Genomic DNA, 15,668 nt, shown 5'->3' on the forward strand with positions numbered 1-15,668 from the left:
CGTGGGCGCGTGGGCGCGTGGGCGCGGGCGCGCTACTTCTTCCGCGGCACCGCCGGCACCCCCAGGAACGGCAGCTTCAACGCGCCGAACGCGTCCGCCGGGACGGCCGGGGCCTTCGGCTCCACCGGCTTCAGCCGCCGGTACTCCTCGCCCTGCGCCGGACGCGGGTCCTCCCCGCCCTTGTTGGGCCAGAACGACATCGCCCGCTCCGCCTGCGCGGTGATGGTGAGCGAGGGGTTCACCCCGAGGTTCGCGGAGACCGCGGAGCCGTCGACGACCGTGATGCCGGGGTGCCCGTACAGCCGGTGGTACGGGTCGATCACACCGGTCTCCGGGGAGTCGCCGATCGCGCAGCCGCCGAGGAAGTGGGCGGTGAGCGGCATGCCCGTCAGCTCGCCGACGTTGGAGCCGGCGAAGCCGTTGATCTCGGCGGCCAGCGCCGACGCGCCGTCGGTCGCCGCCTTGATCTGCTTGGGGTTGGGGGCGCCGTGCCCCTGGCGCGCGGTGAGCAGCCCGCGGCCGATCCCGGACGGCTTGAGGTACGTCGTCAGGGAGTTGTCCAGCGACTGCATCACCAGGCCGATGATGGTCCGCTCCGACCAGCGGCGGTTGGACAGCGAGCGGAGCATCAGCCAGGGGTGCCGCGCCGCGTTGCCGAGCCAGCCCAGCACACGGACCGCGCCCGAGGCGTTGTCGGCGTACGGCACCTGGAGGATCGACAGGGAGCCCATCGAGTTGGAGCCCTTGCCGTAGCGGACCGGCTCTATGTGGGTGTTCTCGTCCGGGTGGATGGAGGACGTGATGGCCACACCGCGGGTGAAGTCGGCCTTCGGCTCGCCGGTGGCCTTGCGGTAGCGGCGGTCGTCGGTCTGCGCGCCCACGAGCGCCTCGGAGTTGGTGCGGGTCATCTCGCCCAGCCGGTCCGAGAGGTGCGGGAGCTGCCCGCCCGCGCGCATCCGGTGCAGCAGCGTCTGCGTGCCGTAGGTGCCGGCGGCCAGCACCACCCGGCGGGCGGTGAACGTACGGCCCCTGCCCTTGCGGCGGTCGTCCGTGGGAAGGGTGGCGACGGCGAAGCCGCCGCGCGAGTCCTCCGTGACCGACACCGCCGTGGTCATCGGGTGCACGACCGCGCCCGCCTTCTCGGCGAGGTACAGGTAGTTCTCGTTGAGGGTGTTCTTCGCGCCGTGCCGGCAGCCCGTCATGCACTCGCCGCACTGGGCGCAGGCCCGCCGCGAGGGGCCCGCCCCGCCGAAGTACGGGTCGGGCACCTCCTGCCCCGGCATGGCCTTGACCTTGCCGTCGGCGTCCTCGCCGTCGCCGAAGAACACCCCGACGGGCGCCATGTGGAAGGTGTCGCCGCAGCCCATCCGCTCGGCCGCCGCCTTCAGATGCACGTCCGAGGGCGTCATCGTCGGGTTGAGCCGCACGCCGAGCATGCGCCGCGCCTGGTCGTAGTACGGCGCCAGCTCCTCCTGCCAGTTCGTGATGTTCCCCCACTGGGGGTCCTCGAAGAACGGCTTCGGCGGCACGTACAGGGTGTTGGCGTAGTTCAGCGAGCCGCCGCCGACGCCCGCGCCGGCCAGCACCATCACGTTGCCGAGCAGATGGATGCGCTGGATGCCGTACATGCCGAGCCCCGGCGCCCAGAGGTAGTTCTTCAGGTCCCAGGAGTTCTTCGGCAGCGACTCGCGGGTCCAGCGGCGGCCGGCCTCCAGCACGCCGACGCGGTAGCCCTTCTCGGTCAGCCGGAGCGCCGAGACGGAACCGCCGAAGCCCGAGCCGACGACGAGGACGTCGTAGTCGTAGCCGGCGTCGTCGTCGGGGGCGGGGACGGAGTTCTCCTGTGACACGTGCTCTCCTCGTCGAAAGCTCTCGTTCGAAGGCTCGGCGCCGGGACCGGACCCGGCGGGGGGACCTAGCGGAAACGGAACGCCTTCATCAGGCGCAGGCTGCGGCTCATGAAGGCCGCGTACTTCTCGTCGTCCATGCCGAGCGCCGGCGCCATCGGCAGCAGCCGCTGCTGGGCGACGGTCTGGGCCTCGGTGTACTTGAGGATCCCCTCCGAGCCGTGCCGGCGGCCGAGACCGGAGTCCTTCATGCCGCCCATCGGGGACTGCACGCTGCCGTACGCGGGCGCGTAGCCCTCGTTGACGTTGACCGTGCCGGTGCGCAGGCGGGCGGCGATCTCCCTGCCGCGGCGGGCGTTCCTCGTCCACACCGACGAGTTGAGCCCGTACGGCGTTCCGTTGGCGCGCTCGACCGCCTCGTCGTCGGAGGAGAAGCGGTAGACCGAGACGACCGGGCCGAAGGTCTCCTCCGTGCACACGCTCATCGGGGCCTCGACGCCGTCGAGGATGGTCGGCTCGTAGAAGTAGGGGCCGATGTCCGGGCGGGCGGTGCCGCCGGCGAGAACCTTGGCGCCCTTGGCGACGGCGTCCTCGACGTGCCGGGTCACCGCGTCCAGCTGGCGCTGCCCGACCAGGGAGCCCATGTCGGCGCCGTAGGCCAGCGCGGTGCCCAGGCGCAGCGCCCTGGTGCGGGCGGCGAAGCGCTCCAGGAAGGCGTCGGCGACCGACTCGTGGACGTAGAGCCGCTCGATGGAGATGCAGAGCTGGCCGGCGGAGGAGAAGCAGGCACGGACGGCGCCGGCGGCGGCCTTGTCCAGGTCGGCGTCCTCCAGCACCAGCATGGCGTTCTTGCCGCCGAGTTCGAGGGAGACGCCGACCAGGCGGGCGGCGGCGCCCTGGGCGACCTCGCGGCCGGTGCGGGTGGAGCCGGTGAACGAGACGTAGTCGGCGTGCCGGACGACCTCGGGGCCGACGACCGGACCCTCGCCGAGGACCACCTGGAACACGTCCGCGGGCATTCCGGCCTCGATCAGCAGGTCGCGGGCCCACAGCGCGGTCAGGCAGGTCTCCGTGTCGGGCTTCATCACGACGGCGTTGCCCGCGACGAACGCCGGGAGCGCGTCGCCGACGGACAGTTCGAGCGGGTAGTTCCAGGGCGCGATCTGGCCGACCACCCCGCGCGGGTGGCGCAGCTCGGTGACTTTCGTCAGCACCGGCACGGCGCCGGTGTGCCGCTTGGGCCGCAGATAGGCGGCGGCGCGGCGGCCGTAGTGGCGGGCGGCGACGGCGACCGCCTGGACCTCCTCGTGGGCGTGCAGCCGTGCCTTGCCGGTCTCCAGCTGGATGAGGTCCAGCACCTCGGCCTGGCGGCTGAGCACCAGGTCGTGGAAGCGCAGCAGCACGGCGGCGCGCTCCCGGACCGGGGTCCGCGCCCACACGGCCTGGGCGGCGCGGGCCGCCTCGAACGCCTTCGCCACGTCCTCGGGCGTCGACTCGGGCAGGTCGGCCAGCTTCTCGCCGGTGAACGGCGTGTGGTTGGCGGTGCGGCCGGAGCCCGCCACGCCCTTGGTGAGCTGGGCGACCAGTTCCGGTGTCACCACGTCGGCGGCCGTCCGTGCGCCCTGGGGGGCGGGGGCCAAGGGGTTGGTGCCGGTCGTTTCCCGGGTCTGCGCGTCCGTCATGAGGCGCAGAGTATGCCTGGGCGCACACTTTGTGTACCCGTCGGTAACAGATTCCCGCAGGGCTCACACATTGCCAGTGAACGCTGGCAACGAAGCCGCTGATCAGCGCGTTGCGGTCACCGGCGCCCCACGGGGTGCCGGTGACCGGGCAGGGCGTGCGTCAGCGCTTGTGGACGTCGTAGGTGTCGAGGACCGTGCGGGCGATCTCGCGGCCGTCCTCGGCGAAGTAGCCCTTCGCGGGGTAGACGACCCAGAGCCGGTACATGTCGCCGTCCGCGTTCCGGTAGTACAGGACCTGCGCCTCGCGCTCCAGGGGCGGCGTGGTGGTCGTCGTGAAGACGATCGTGTTCGTCGCCGCGTCCTGCTCCCTGTACGTCGTCTCCCGGGGCCGCCCCTGCGGCGCCGGTGTGTCGGCGATCCCCCAGGAGAACTCGCCGTCCTTCAGCTCGTTCCAGTGGGCGAACGCCTGCTCGGACGCGGACGCCGGGATCGCGTTGTCCTTGTCGTCGGCCTTCAGGTCACGGTCGGTCTCGATCCGCACCATTCCGCTCGGGTCGCTGAAGGAGGCGACGGTGCCGTCGGCGTCCTCGGCCGGCTTGTCCTTCACGAAGCCTTCCGGCACCGCGAGGGACACGCCCACCCGGTCGCCGAGGTCGTGCGTCTTCCAGCCGTCGGGCAGCGGCCCTGCGAACGGGTCCGCGATCACCAGGCCCACCACCACGGCGGCCGCGACCACCGCCGCGCCCAGCCCCAGGAGGGTCTTCCGGCCGATGCGGATGCCGCTCCCACGGCCCGGCACGGGCAGCGTGCCCATCTGGGTGGGCTGCGGCGCGGGCGGGTTCGCGGCGGCCTCCAGGGCGGCGCGGACCTGGGCGGCGTGGGGACGGCGCGCCGGGTCCTTCTGGAGCAGCGCGGTGATGATCTCGGCCAGCGGGCCCTGCGCGGAGGCGGGCGGCGCCGGCGTGGCGTTGAGCACGGACTGCAGGGTGGCGGGCGTGTTGCTGCGGCGGAACGGCGACACGCCCTCCGTCGCCGCGTACAGCACCACGCCGAGCGACCACAGGTCGGAGGCGGGACCGGGGCGCTGGCCCAGCACCCGCTCCGGGGCGATGTACTCGGGCGAGCCGACGAAGCCGCCGGTGTCGGTCAGGTTGGTCTCGCCCTCGATCTGGGCGATGCCGAAGTCGGTGAGCACGACCCGGTCGTGACGGCCCAGCAGCACGTTGTCCGGCTTGACGTCCCGGTGCAGGACGCCCGCCGCGTGCGCGGCCTCCAGCGCGCCGAGCACCTCCAGGCCGACGCGGGCGGCCTCGCGCGCGGAGAGCGTGCCCTCCTCCTGGAGCACCGCTCCGAGCGAGCGGCCCTGGACGAGTTCCATCACGATCCACGGCCGGCCGTCGACCACGGCTACGTCGTGGACGCCGACCACGGCCGGGTGGTCGAGCCTGGCGGCGGCGCGGGCCTCACGGCGCATCCGCTCGAAGGCGTTGGCCCGTTCACGTTCGGGAAGGTGCTCAGGGACCCGGGGCTCCTTGACGGCGACCTCGCGGTCCACCGTCTCGTCCTTGGCCCGCCACACGGTGCCCATGCCGCCGTGGCCGAGCTTGGCGAGCAGCCGGTAGCGGCCGGCGATCACCCGTCCCGCGCCGGGATCGGGCGCGGACGGAGCGGACGGAACCGGGTCACCCGTCGGGCCGGCCTGCTGCGGACCGCCCGCCCGCGCGCCGTCCCGCCCCCGTGCGCCGTCCGGCGCGGGATGCGGCGCCCGGCCGTGCGCGTACGCCTGGCCGTCCCCTTGCGGCGGGACCACGACGGTCGGAGCCGCGTACGGATTGCCGGGGTGCGGCACGGCCGCCGGCGGGTTCTGGTTGGGCGGTTGCAGACCAAAACTGGTCGGCTCGTCGGCCCCGTTGCGGGCTCCCCCGTCACTGCTCATGGCTCCATGCATACCGTGCCGGGCCACCGCCGTTCCACAGCCGGTCGCCACCGGTCACAGACCCGTGACCGACGCCGGGACTTATGCCGCTTTCATACGGCTATGCGGGATCGGCCGTACCGGTACGGCCAGGGCCTTTCGTTCGGATCAGGCCGGCCGTGAGGCACGGTGCCTCTTCGGCCGACCCGAGCGGGGTCCGGTGCGTGCCCCACGCCCGTTCAGGGCAGTGGGGGGAGTGCGTGCCGGGCCCCGCGACGCCGGGGTGATCCGAACGAGAGGCCCTAGGCCGCCGAGGCGGACGAGGAGGTGTCCGGTGAGGGCGGACTCGTCTCCTCCGACGGCGCGGCCGGGTCGTCGGCCTCCGTGGACGTGGCGCCGGCCCCCGTGGGTGACGGGGCCGGCCGCCGCGGGGTGGTGGCGGGAGGCACGGGACCAGGTGTCGATCCGGTCACGGAGGTCTCCGGCGCCGTGGTGCTGGGGGTGCCGCCCCCTTCGCCGCCCCGGTCCTGGAGCAGCAGCGCCCCTGCCGACACGCCCGCCCCGGCGAGCGCGGCGATCACCAGCGCCGCCACGAGCGCGCCCCGGGTGGGCTGACGGCGTACGGAGCGGCCGTCCGGCGCGTCCCGAGGGGCGGTCTCCGGCACCTCACGCCACACCGGGAGCCGGCGGCGGGGCGGCTCCCGGTCCGGGAGCGGGTCGAGCGGGGCCGTCTCGGGCGTCCGGCCGGTCGCGAGGAAGGCGCGCAGCATCCGTTCGGCCCGGTCGGCGTCCAGTCGCCGGTCCGGGTCACGCTCCAGCAGGCCGCGCACCACGGGCAGGATCGGTCCGGCCTGCGCGGGCGGCCGGATCTCGTCGACCACCACCGCGTGCAGCACGCCGCTCAGCGAGTCACGCCGGAACGGCGACTCGCCGCTGAGCGCCGCGCACAGCAGCGCGCCCAGCGACCACAGGTCCGACTCGGGCCCGGTCCGCGCGCCCGACATCCGCTCGGGGGCGGTGTACTCGGGCGAGCCGACGAACGACCCGCTCTCGGTGAGCGTGGTCGAGCCGGGCATCTGCGCGATGCCGAAGTCGGTGAGCAGCACCCGGTCGGTGCCGTTCTCCAGCAGCACGTTGGCGGGCTTGAGGTCGCGGTGCAGCACCCCGGCCGTGTGCGCGGCGCGCAGCGCGCCCAGCAGGTCGACGCCGATCCGCGCGGCCTCCGCCGCGTCGACCGGCCCTTCGGCGGCCAGCCGGTCGGCGAGTGACGGCCCGTCGATCAACTCCAGGACGATGTAGGGACGTTCGTCGTCCTCGACGACGTCGTGCACGACGATGATGTTCGGGTGGCTGAGCTGGGCCAGGGCGCGCGCCTCGCGCAGGGTGCGTTCGCGCTGCCGCCGGGCGTCGGCAGCGGTGAGCGTGTCGTCGAAGGGCAGTTCCTTCACCGCGACGCCCCGGCCGAGCAGTTGGTCCGTGGCCCGCCACACCACGCCCATGCCGCCGCGTCCGAGCAGTCCCTCCAGGCGGTAACGTCCCGCCACGACGCGGGCGTTGGCCCCGTCGGTTCCGTTGTCCGGCTCCCCCTCGGTCACCATGCGCCCATCATGCCCCACCGGATGTGTCCGCTCCGGTACGGCGATTCGGCCAACAGGCGCACGTCCGCGCACGCCGGGGGCGGTCAGGGCTCGCGCCAGCCTCTGAGGATCGTCTCGAACTGCTGCGCGGTGGTGTCCCAGTCCTCGGCGGGACCGGCCATGTAGAGGGCGTACTCCACGCCGTCGCGCGTGAGGTACATGTGGTCCACCGCCCGGTACGGCCCGGGGAACTCGGTGTCCTTGGGCAGCGCTGTCCAGCTGTACTCCAGGCGCGCCGCCTCGCGGTCGCGGTAGGTCAGGCGCTTCAGCTCGATCTGCTCGTAGTCGACGAGACGCCCGCCGACCTGCTGGTCGAGGTCGCTGAGGTGGTCGAACGGGTCGTCGAAGTCCGGGGAGTCGTCGGCGGCGATGCGCAGGAAGTGCCTGCCGCCGTCGGGGGTGTAGTCGACCTGCTGGGTCTCCTCGTCGAACACCACCCGCTCCCAGTCCTCGCCGGGCAGCACGACGGTGAAGCCGAAGGGGTCGCTGCGGCGCACCCACCCCTCGGGCAGGCCGCCCGCGTCGGTCCCCTCCGTGTCCGACACGCCGGGCGTCTCCGCGGCCTCGGTGGTTTTGCTCGGCGCCGCCGTGGCACCGCCCCGGTCGTCCTGCTGCTGGAGCACGACCGCCGTGCCCCCGCCGATGATCGCGGCCAGCGCGACGACCAGGGCGACCGTCCGCCCGCGCGAGCGCCGGCGTGGCGTCGTCGGCGTCCCGTACGGCGCCTGCACGGAGGTGGAGCCGCCACCCTGCGGGCCCACCGGCGTGCCGGTCGGGTAGGGCTGTGCGCCCGCTCCGGGGTGCGGTCCGACCTGGCGCGGCAGCGGGACGTGGGCGCCGGCGCCCTGGGTGGGCACGTACTCCTGCGCCGCCCGCGGCCGGCGTCCCTCCGCGGCCTCGGCGAGCATCTGCTCGGCCGTCGCGGCGTCGGGCCGGGTGGCCGGATCCTTCCGGAGGAACGCGCTGATGACGGGCGCGAGCGGGCCGGCGTGCCGGAGCGGCTCGGCCTCCTCCTCGACCACGGCCTGCATGGTGGTGAGCGGAGAGGTGCGGCGGAACGGCGAGATGCCCTCCACCGCCGTGTACAGGGTGGCGCCGAGCGCCCACAGGTCGGACGCGGGCCCGGGGTCGTGGCCGCGGACCCGCTCGGGCGCCAGGTAGTCGACGGAGCCCACGACCTCGCCGGTGCGGGTGATGGCCGCGTCGCCGTCTATCTGCGCGATGCCGAAGTCGGTCAGCAGCACTCGCCCGTCCCGGCCGAGCAGCACGTTGCCGGGCTTGACGTCGCGGTGCAGGACACCGGCGGCGTGCGCGGCGCGCAGGGCGCGCAGCACCCACAGGCCGATACGGGCGGCCTCGCGGGGCTCGACGCGCTCCTGCTCCTTGACGGCGTCGGCCAGCGAGCGGCCCTCGACCAGCTCCATGACGATCCACGGCCGGCCGTCGTGCTCCAGCACGTCGTGCACGGTGACGACGGCCGAGTGGTTGATCCGCGCGGCGGCCCGCGCCTCCGCGCGGGTGCGGGCCAGCAGGGTGGTCCGTTCGCTGTCGGAGACGTAGAGCGCGGCGGTGAGTTCCTTGATGGCGACGGAACGGTGCAGCACCTCGTCGTGTGCGCGCCACACCCGGCCCATGCCACCGCTCCCGATGGATTCGCCGAGTCGGTAGCGGCCCGCGACGAGCGAGCCCTGCATCTGATTCACGTTGCCCCGCAATGTTCTTGACAGGGTCAGGGTAGGTACACCGGCCCGTCCTGGGAACCGAGGGGGTGCCAGAGAGACCGCACTGTGATGGTTTGTCGCGCCCCCCGTGTCGCGTCTTCCCTCACGGCCGCATCGGTGGTCAGCCGGTGTGCCGGTACGTGGCGGCCGCCTGCTCGTAGAGCCGTGTCACCTCGTCCCGTTCGCCGTCCGGACCGCGCACCTGCAGCACGTGGTAGCGGCCGTCGATCAGCGCGGCGAGGTTGCGCACGTACAGCTCGCCCCGGTCGCCGGTCCAGGTGAACTGGCCCTCGGCCATGACCCGTCCGCCGACCTCGATGGTCTTCAGGCCGGTGGAGGTGGCCCAGCTGGAGTCGCGGTACGGCTGCAGCTCGCGCTCGGCGTCCCGCTGGTAGGCCATGGGGTCGCCGCCGAACTGCTGGGCGCTGTCCCGGCCGGGGACCACGATGAGCTCGAAGTCGCCCTTGGAGTAGACGACCTGGCCGCTGCCGTTCTTGCCGGTGCGCTGCCAGCCCTCGGCGACGGCGACCTCGAAGCCCTCGGGGTCCTTGCGCAGCGTGAAGCCGTCGGCGACGCCGGGGCCGGTGGTCTGCGTCTCCGTGGAGGCGGTCGACTCCTCGGGGGTGCCCTGCCGGCCGTCGCCGCCGCTCGGGGAGTTGTTGCCGTCCGGACGCGCCTCCCCCGAGGGGCTCGGCGCGGCCCCTCCGGCGGCCGGGGTGCGGTCGGCGGAGGGCGACCCGGTGGTCTCCTCGCCGGCCTTCGGCATGAACAACACCGCGTACGCGACCGCCGCCGCCATGGCGAGCAGCACCAGCAGGAGCAGGGTGCGGCCCAGGCGGCGCGGTGAACCGGCGCGCGGCGCGGCCTTCTTGTGCCGTCCGTGCCGCGCGGGCAGTCCGGCGCGCCGCCTGCGCACCAGCTCGCCCCGGCGCCTTATGACCGGCAGACGTCCCGCGTCGACCGGCGGGGCCGTTATGACGTTCAGGCCCGCCTCCGGCTCGGGTGCGGACCGCACCAGCGATCGCAGCCAGCCGCGCAGCTCCTCGAAGTCGGGGCGCTCGGTGGGGTCCTGGCGGAGCAGCGACTCCACGACCGGGCGCAACGGGCCGCACTCCTCGGCGAAGGCGGGCGGCTCGGCGCACACCATCTGGACCAGCTCGGCCGTCGACTCCTCCGGGTAGGGGGCGTGCCCCTGCACGGCGCGGAACAGCAGCGCGCCCAGCGCCCACAGGTCGGTGACGGGTCCGATGGGCGGCGCGAGCTGCCAGTTCTCGTGCACGGGGCCGGCCTGCTCGGGCGCCCAGCGCTCGGTGACGGGCCCGACGACGGCCATCCGTGCCTGTCGGGCGCGCTCGGCGGCCAGCGCGGTGGCGGGGCCCCGGCGCGCGGGAGCGTGGGGGGCGGGTTCGTCCCAGCGTCCGGGCGCCGCCGGCGATCCGGGGGCGGCGGAGGCGGGGTCGGGGGCGGCGGGTTCGGGCGTGCCGCTCGCCTGGGCGCCGATGCGGGGCGTGGCCCCGTGCCAGCCGGAGGCGGCCACCCCGTACGGATCGGCTATCTGCCCCGGGGGCGTCGACGGCCGCTGCTCGGCGCCCTCCTCGGGGGCGGGCCGCGCGCCGGGCAGCGCGCGGGAGCCCTGCTGTGCCTCCTGAACACGGGCGGCGGCCCGGGCGCCCGCACGGTAGGCGGCGATGGCCCCGGCCCGCGCCGCCCGTACGTCGCCCGCGCTGTCCAGGGCGCGGGGCGCCACCACGGGCGAGAGGTCGCCTGGTCCGCCGGTCCCGCCGCCGCCCGGGAGCCGTCCGGCGCGCGCCTCGATGGCCGCGCGGCGCGCCGCGTCCGGGTCGGGGTCGGCGGTGAACCCGGGGGGCCAGGCCGGTCCGCGCCCGCCGTCGGCTCCCGCGCCCGGGCCGAGCGTCTCGAGCGCCGCGCCGGGCTCCGGTTCGTCGTCGGCGGGCGGCACCGGGTCGTAGCCGCACAGCGCCTCCTCGGCCGCGCCGACCGCGAGCCCGGTGAGCATCACCCGCCCGTCGTCGCAGACCAGCACCGTGCGCGCGGTGATGTTCCGGTGCACCCAGCCGTGGGAGTGCAGCACCCGCAGGGCGGTGAGCACGTCGGCGGCGACCTCGGCGGCCCGGTACGGGGACAGCGGCTTCTCGGCGAGCAGCGCGGCCAGCGGGCGCGCGGCGACGCACTCGCTGACGATCCACAGCGAACCGCCCTCCGCGAACACGTCGAAGACCTGGTCGAGGCGCGGATGGTCGGGCAGGGCAGCCGCGGCCTGGGCGGCCTCCACGGCGCGCCGCACGACCGGGTCGGCAGGCCGGCGCACGGCGCCCTGGCCGCCGCCCGGCACGCCCCTGCCGCGCCGTGCGCCGTCCCGGGCGGTGAAACCCTCGGGCAGCCCTTCGGCGTCCAGCACCTCGGCCTCGACGACCTCCGGCAGCGGCACCTGCCGGACCAGGACCTCCTGGCCGCTGTAGGTGTCGAAGGCGCGGCTCTCGGTCAGCTCGTACTCGTCGGAGGGGGGCAGGGGCAGGCGGTAGCGGTCGGCGAGAACCCGTCCCGCATAGTCGCCCACGTTGCCTCCCCCGGTACTACGGTCGGTCAGTTCCGTTCTCCGGACGGCCCGTTCCCGCTCCGTACGGTCCGCAACCACTCACGATACGTGCCGGAGGCAACCCGCAGAGAGGGGATGCCACATCTGGCGTCCCGATCCGCGGGCCGGGCGGATCAGGACTTCGGGCGGAACGTCTCCGTCAGGGTGCGCCACGTGTTCCTGCGCTGCTCGCCGTCCCACGCGTCGGCCCTGGCCGTGTACATCAGCCCGTACCCCAGGCCGTCGTTGACGACGGTGCCCCGGTCCACGGACCGGTAGCTGACGCCGCCGTCGACGTAGGTGAACTCCCAGTCGGCCGTCTTCCAGCCGCGGTACTCCACCGCCGCGATCCGTATGCGCTTGTACTGGGGACGCACCATGAAGCGCTCCTGGTTCTTCCAGTCGGCGACCGGGTCGTCCTTGGGCGTGCTGGTCCAGCCGATGAGCAGCTTCTGCCCGTTCGGCCCCGTGAAGCGGTCTCCGGCCTCGTCGGACGACGTGAACTTCCATCCGGCGGGCAGACCGATCGAGTACCCCTGCTGCCCCCGGTGCGTCGTGGCCGCCCCGGCCTTGCCCGCTCCGCCGTTCCCGGCGTCCGAGGAGCTGCCCGGTGCGGCGCCGCCGCCCGTCCCGGTGGGGCCCGGGGAGGCCGCCGTGTCTCCGCCCGTGCCGGTGGACGCGGTGGCGGAGCCGTCGGTGCGGGTGCCGTCCTCGTCGTCGTTCCTGGTCTCGGCGCTGGGGGTGCTCTCCGCCGCGGTCCGGTCGCCGCCGGCGCCCCGGGCGCCCTTGCCGCTCTCGTCGTCGCCGCCGAGGGTGAGGGCGAGCACGGTGCCGATCACGGCGAGCACCACGACCAGCGCGATGACGACCAGCGTGCGGCGCGGCACCACGTCGGTGATCGGGGCGCGCGGCACGGGCCGGGCGGGCAGGTCCGGCGGGGTCATCACGGGCCAGCCCGAACTACGGCCGCCCGTTGAGGCGTCGGCGTCCCGCGTCTTCCCGGGCGTCCCGGTGGCGGGGCTCGCGGCGGTCGCGGTCCGTGCGGCGGCCGGCTTCGCGTCCCCGGTGCGGGCCGCCGGGGCGGACGCGGAGGTGCCCGTCTTGGTGCGGGCGGCGCCGGCCGCGCCGGCCGCCACCGCGGCCTTGCGCACGGAGCGCAGCGCGCCGCGCAGCTTCTCCGCGGCCTCCTCGCCCCGCTTGGCTCCGCCGTCGCGGGCGCCGGGCTGCTCGGGCAGCGGCACGACGCGGGTGGCGTCGGCCGGCTGTCCGTCGGCGTCCTTGGTGTCGGGGGCGCTGATGACGGCGGTCAGCATGGCGCGCGCGGCGCGGTCGTCGAGCCGCTGTGCGGGGTCCTTGTTGAGCAGCCCGTGGATGACGTCCCGCAGGGGGCCCGCGTTCTTCGGCTCCTCCAGCGGCTCGGTCATCACCGCGGTGAGCGTCGCGATCGCGGAGCCTTTGTCGTACGGCGGGGTTCCCTCGACCGCCGCGTACAGCAGGCCGCCGAGCGACCACAGGTCGGCCGCCGGTCCGGGCTTGTGCCCGCGGGCGCGCTCCGGGGAGATGTAGGAGGGGGCGCCGACGAGCATGCCGGTCGAGGTGATGGAGGGGTCGCCCTCGACCTGGGCGATGCCGAAGTCGGTGAGGACGACGCGGCCGTCGTCGGCGATCAGCACGTTGGACGGCTTCACGTCGCGGTGCAGGATGCCCTCGCGGTGCGCGGACCGCAGCACGTCGAGGACGGCGAGCCCGACCTCGGCGGCGCGGCGCGGCTCCAGCAGGCCGTCCTCCCGGATGACCTCGGCGAGCGACTTGCCCTCGACGAGCTCCATGACGATCCAGGGCCGGTCGTCCTCCTGGACCACGTCGAAGACGGTCACGGCGCTGGTGTTGCGGATCCGCGCGATCGCCTTGGCCTCGCGCAGCGTCCGGGTGATCAGCCGCCGCTTCTCCTCCTCGTCGATGTTCGACGGGAAGCGGAGCTCCTTGACGGCGACCGTACGGCCGAGGGTCTCGTCCTCGGCCCGCCACACCGTCCCCATGCCGCCGCGGCCGAGCACGTCTCCCAGCCGGTACCGCCCGGCGAGGAGACGTGCGCTCTTGTCCTGACGGGATGTCCCCGCCCGCTCCGCCTCCGACATGCGTCCCCTCATGCAACCCGCCCTGACAGAGCCTTCATTGTCCCTCACCCGACAAGCGCCCGACGCCCAGGGTGCCCCTGTCCGCCCACCGGACACGGTGGGCGGCGGGGTGGGGGAACGAAGCGTTCCTCCACTCTGCCGGACGGGTCCCGACAAAGACGAAATCCGAAGCGCACCGATTCGGTCACGAACGGGCCGGCCTGACGCACCGTCGCCCAGGTCGGCGGGGGTGCGGGGCACGGAGTCCACCCTCGTCACGGGCCGCGAACCGGCCGCACAAATGGCCGAGTTGCACCCCCGGGCGCGCCGGGGAAGGCCCCCCGCGCCGCGGGAGGACCCGCACCCCGTGGGAAGGCCTCCGCGCCGTGGGACGAGCTCGCTGCCCGACTACAGCGGCACGATGTCCGGCGCCCCCAGACGGGCCGCGTCCGCGGTCAGGTCGTCGGGCTGGCGCTGCGACTCCCGCTCGGCCTCCACCCGCTTCTCGTAGTGCTGCACCTCGCGGTCGATCTGGCCGCCGTCCCAGCCCAGCACGGGCGCCATCAGCTCGGCGGCCTCGCGCGCGCTGCGCGTGCCCCGGTCGAACGTCTCGATGGATATGCGGGTGCGCCGGGTGAGCACGTCCTCCAGATGGCGCGCGCCCTCGTGCGAGGCGGCGTAGACGACCTCGGCGCGCAGGTAGTCGTCGGCGGCCTTCAGCGGCTCGCCCAGGGACGGGTCGGAGGCGACGAGGTCCAGCACCTCCTCGGCGAGCGACCCGTACCTCTGGAGCAGGTGCTCGACCCGGACCGGGTGCAGGCCGGTGCGGGCGGCCGTGCGGGCCCGGCCGTTCCACAGGGCGTGGTAGCCCTCGGCGCCCACCAGCGGGGTGTCCTCGGTGACGCAGTCCGCCACGCGCAGGTCGAGACCGTGCACCGCGGCGTCCACGGCGTCCTTGGCCATCACCCGGTACGTCGTGTACTTGCCGCCCGCGACCACGACCAGGCCGGGGACCGGATGGGCGACCGTGTGCTCGCGGGACAGCTTGCTCGTGGCGTCCGACTCGCCGGCGAGCAGCGGGCGCAGCCCTGCGTACACCCCTTCGACGTCGTCCCGGGTGAGCGGCACCGCGAGGACGGAGTTGACGTGCTCCAGCAGGTAGTCGATGTCGGCGCTGGACGCGGCCGGGTGCGCCTTGTCGAGGTCCCAGTCGGTGTCGGTGGTGCCGACGATCCAGTGCCGGCCCCAGGGGATGACGAACAGCACGGACTTCTCCGTGCGCAGGATCAGCCCGGAGGTGGAGTGGATGCGGTCCTTGGGCACGACCAGGTGGATGCCCTTGGAGGCGCGCACATGGAACTGGCCGCGCTCGCCGACCATCGCCTGGGTGTCGTCGGTCCACACCCCGGTGGCGTTGACCACCTGCTTGGCGCGGATCTCGTACTCGCCGCCGCCCTCCACGTCCTGCACCCGGGCGCCGACGACCCGCTCGCCCTCGCGCAGGAACCCGGTGACGCGGGCGCCGTTGGCCGTCCGGGCGCCGTACGCCGCCGCCGTGCGCACGAGGGTGAGCACGAAGCGGGCGTCGTCCATCTGGGCGTCGTAGTACTGCAGGGCACCGACCAGCGCGTCCTTCTTCAAGCAGGGCGCGACCCGGAGGGCGTGACGGCGGCTCAGATGGCGGTGCAGGGGGAGGCCCCGTCCGTGGCCGTGGGTCATCGCCATGGTGTCGTAGAGCGCGACGCCCGCCCCGGCGTAGAGCCGCTCCCAGCCCTTGTGCTGCAGCGGGTAGAGGAACGGCACCGGGCGCACCAGGTGCGGGGCGAGCTTCTCCAGGAGCAGGCCGCGCTCCTTCAACGCCTCGCGGACGAGGGCGAAGTCCAGCATCTCGAGATAGCGCAGGCCGCCGTGGATCAGCTTGCTGGAGCGGCTGGAGGTGCCCGACGCCCAGTCACGCGCCTCGACCAGTCCCGTGGACAGGCCGCGCGTCACCGCGTCGAGCGCCGTGCCCGCGCCGACCACGCCGCCGCCCACCACCAGCACGTCCAGCTCGCGCTCGGCCATGGACGCCAGTGATTCGGCGCGCTGCTCCGGCCCCAGTGTCGCTGTCCTCACCGCTGCCTCCCGCTCATCGGTCGCATCGGCCGCACCCG

The 15,668-nt window shown here is 74.4% G+C and carries 8 protein-coding genes; all 8 read right to left on the minus strand.

Annotated elements, in window-relative coordinates; translation table 11 throughout:
* Positions 1 to 32: 32 nt before the first annotated feature.
* Positions 33 to 1,850: a GMC oxidoreductase gene (locus tag ELQ39_RS11985; RefSeq protein ID WP_242591885.1), complete on the minus strand. Its 1,818-nt coding sequence runs from the start codon at positions 1,848 to 1,850 to the stop codon at positions 33 to 35.
* 65 nt (positions 1,851 to 1,915) lie between these two features.
* Complete coding sequence (locus tag ELQ39_RS11990) at positions 1,916 to 3,529, minus strand: succinic semialdehyde dehydrogenase (protein ID WP_242591886.1); 1,614 nt, start codon at positions 3,527 to 3,529, stop codon at positions 1,916 to 1,918.
* Positions 3,530 to 3,689: 160 nt separating this feature from the next.
* The gene (locus ELQ39_RS11995; protein ID WP_242591887.1) at positions 3,690 to 5,465 is read right to left on the minus strand and encodes a serine/threonine-protein kinase; all 1,776 of its coding nucleotides are present in this window, start codon (positions 5,463 to 5,465) and stop codon (positions 3,690 to 3,692) included.
* 281 nt (positions 5,466 to 5,746) lie between these two features.
* Positions 5,747 to 7,042 carry a serine/threonine-protein kinase gene (locus ELQ39_RS12000; protein WP_242591888.1) on the minus strand — a complete coding sequence of 432 codons (1,296 nt, stop codon included), beginning with the start codon at positions 7,040 to 7,042 and terminating at the stop codon, positions 5,747 to 5,749.
* A gap of 83 nt (positions 7,043 to 7,125) precedes the next feature.
* On the minus strand, positions 7,126 to 8,775 hold the full coding sequence (locus ELQ39_RS12005) for a serine/threonine-protein kinase (protein ID WP_242595592.1): 1,650 nt from the start codon (positions 8,773 to 8,775) through the stop codon (positions 7,126 to 7,128).
* Positions 8,776 to 8,923: 148 nt separating this feature from the next.
* Positions 8,924 to 11,380 (minus strand): protein kinase domain-containing protein, encoded by a 2,457-nt coding sequence (locus ELQ39_RS12010; RefSeq protein WP_242591889.1) that lies wholly within the window; start codon positions 11,378 to 11,380, stop codon positions 8,924 to 8,926.
* A gap of 152 nt (positions 11,381 to 11,532) precedes the next feature.
* Positions 11,533 to 13,536, minus strand: coding sequence for a serine/threonine-protein kinase (locus tag ELQ39_RS12015; protein ID WP_242595593.1), 2,004 nt, complete (start codon positions 13,534 to 13,536; stop codon positions 11,533 to 11,535).
* Positions 13,537 to 13,923: 387 nt separating this feature from the next.
* On the minus strand, positions 13,924 to 15,630 hold the full coding sequence (locus ELQ39_RS12020) for a glycerol-3-phosphate dehydrogenase/oxidase (RefSeq protein WP_242591890.1): 1,707 nt from the start codon (positions 15,628 to 15,630) through the stop codon (positions 13,924 to 13,926).
* Positions 15,631 to 15,668: the final 38 nt, after the last annotated feature.

The organism is Streptomyces sp. GB4-14 (assembly GCF_022696125.1).
In the GTDB taxonomy this organism is placed as follows: Bacteria; Actinomycetota; Actinomycetes; order Streptomycetales; family Streptomycetaceae; genus Streptomyces; species Streptomyces werraensis.

Coding starts and splice junctions, on each gene's coding strand:
- ELQ39_RS12000 (WP_242591888.1), bottom strand. CDS start 7,042: ATGGTGACCGAGGGGGAGCCGGACAACGGAACCGACGGGGCCAACGCC.
- ELQ39_RS12005 (WP_242595592.1), bottom strand. CDS start 8,775: ATGCAGGGCTCGCTCGTCGCGGGCCGCTACCGACTCGGCGAATCCATC.
- ELQ39_RS11995 (WP_242591887.1), bottom strand. CDS start 5,465: ATGAGCAGTGACGGGGGAGCCCGCAACGGGGCCGACGAGCCGACCAGT.
- ELQ39_RS12015 (WP_242595593.1), bottom strand. CDS start 13,536: ATGTCGGAGGCGGAGCGGGCGGGGACATCCCGTCAGGACAAGAGCGCA.
- ELQ39_RS11990 (WP_242591886.1), bottom strand. CDS start 3,529: ATGACGGACGCGCAGACCCGGGAAACGACCGGCACCAACCCCTTGGCC.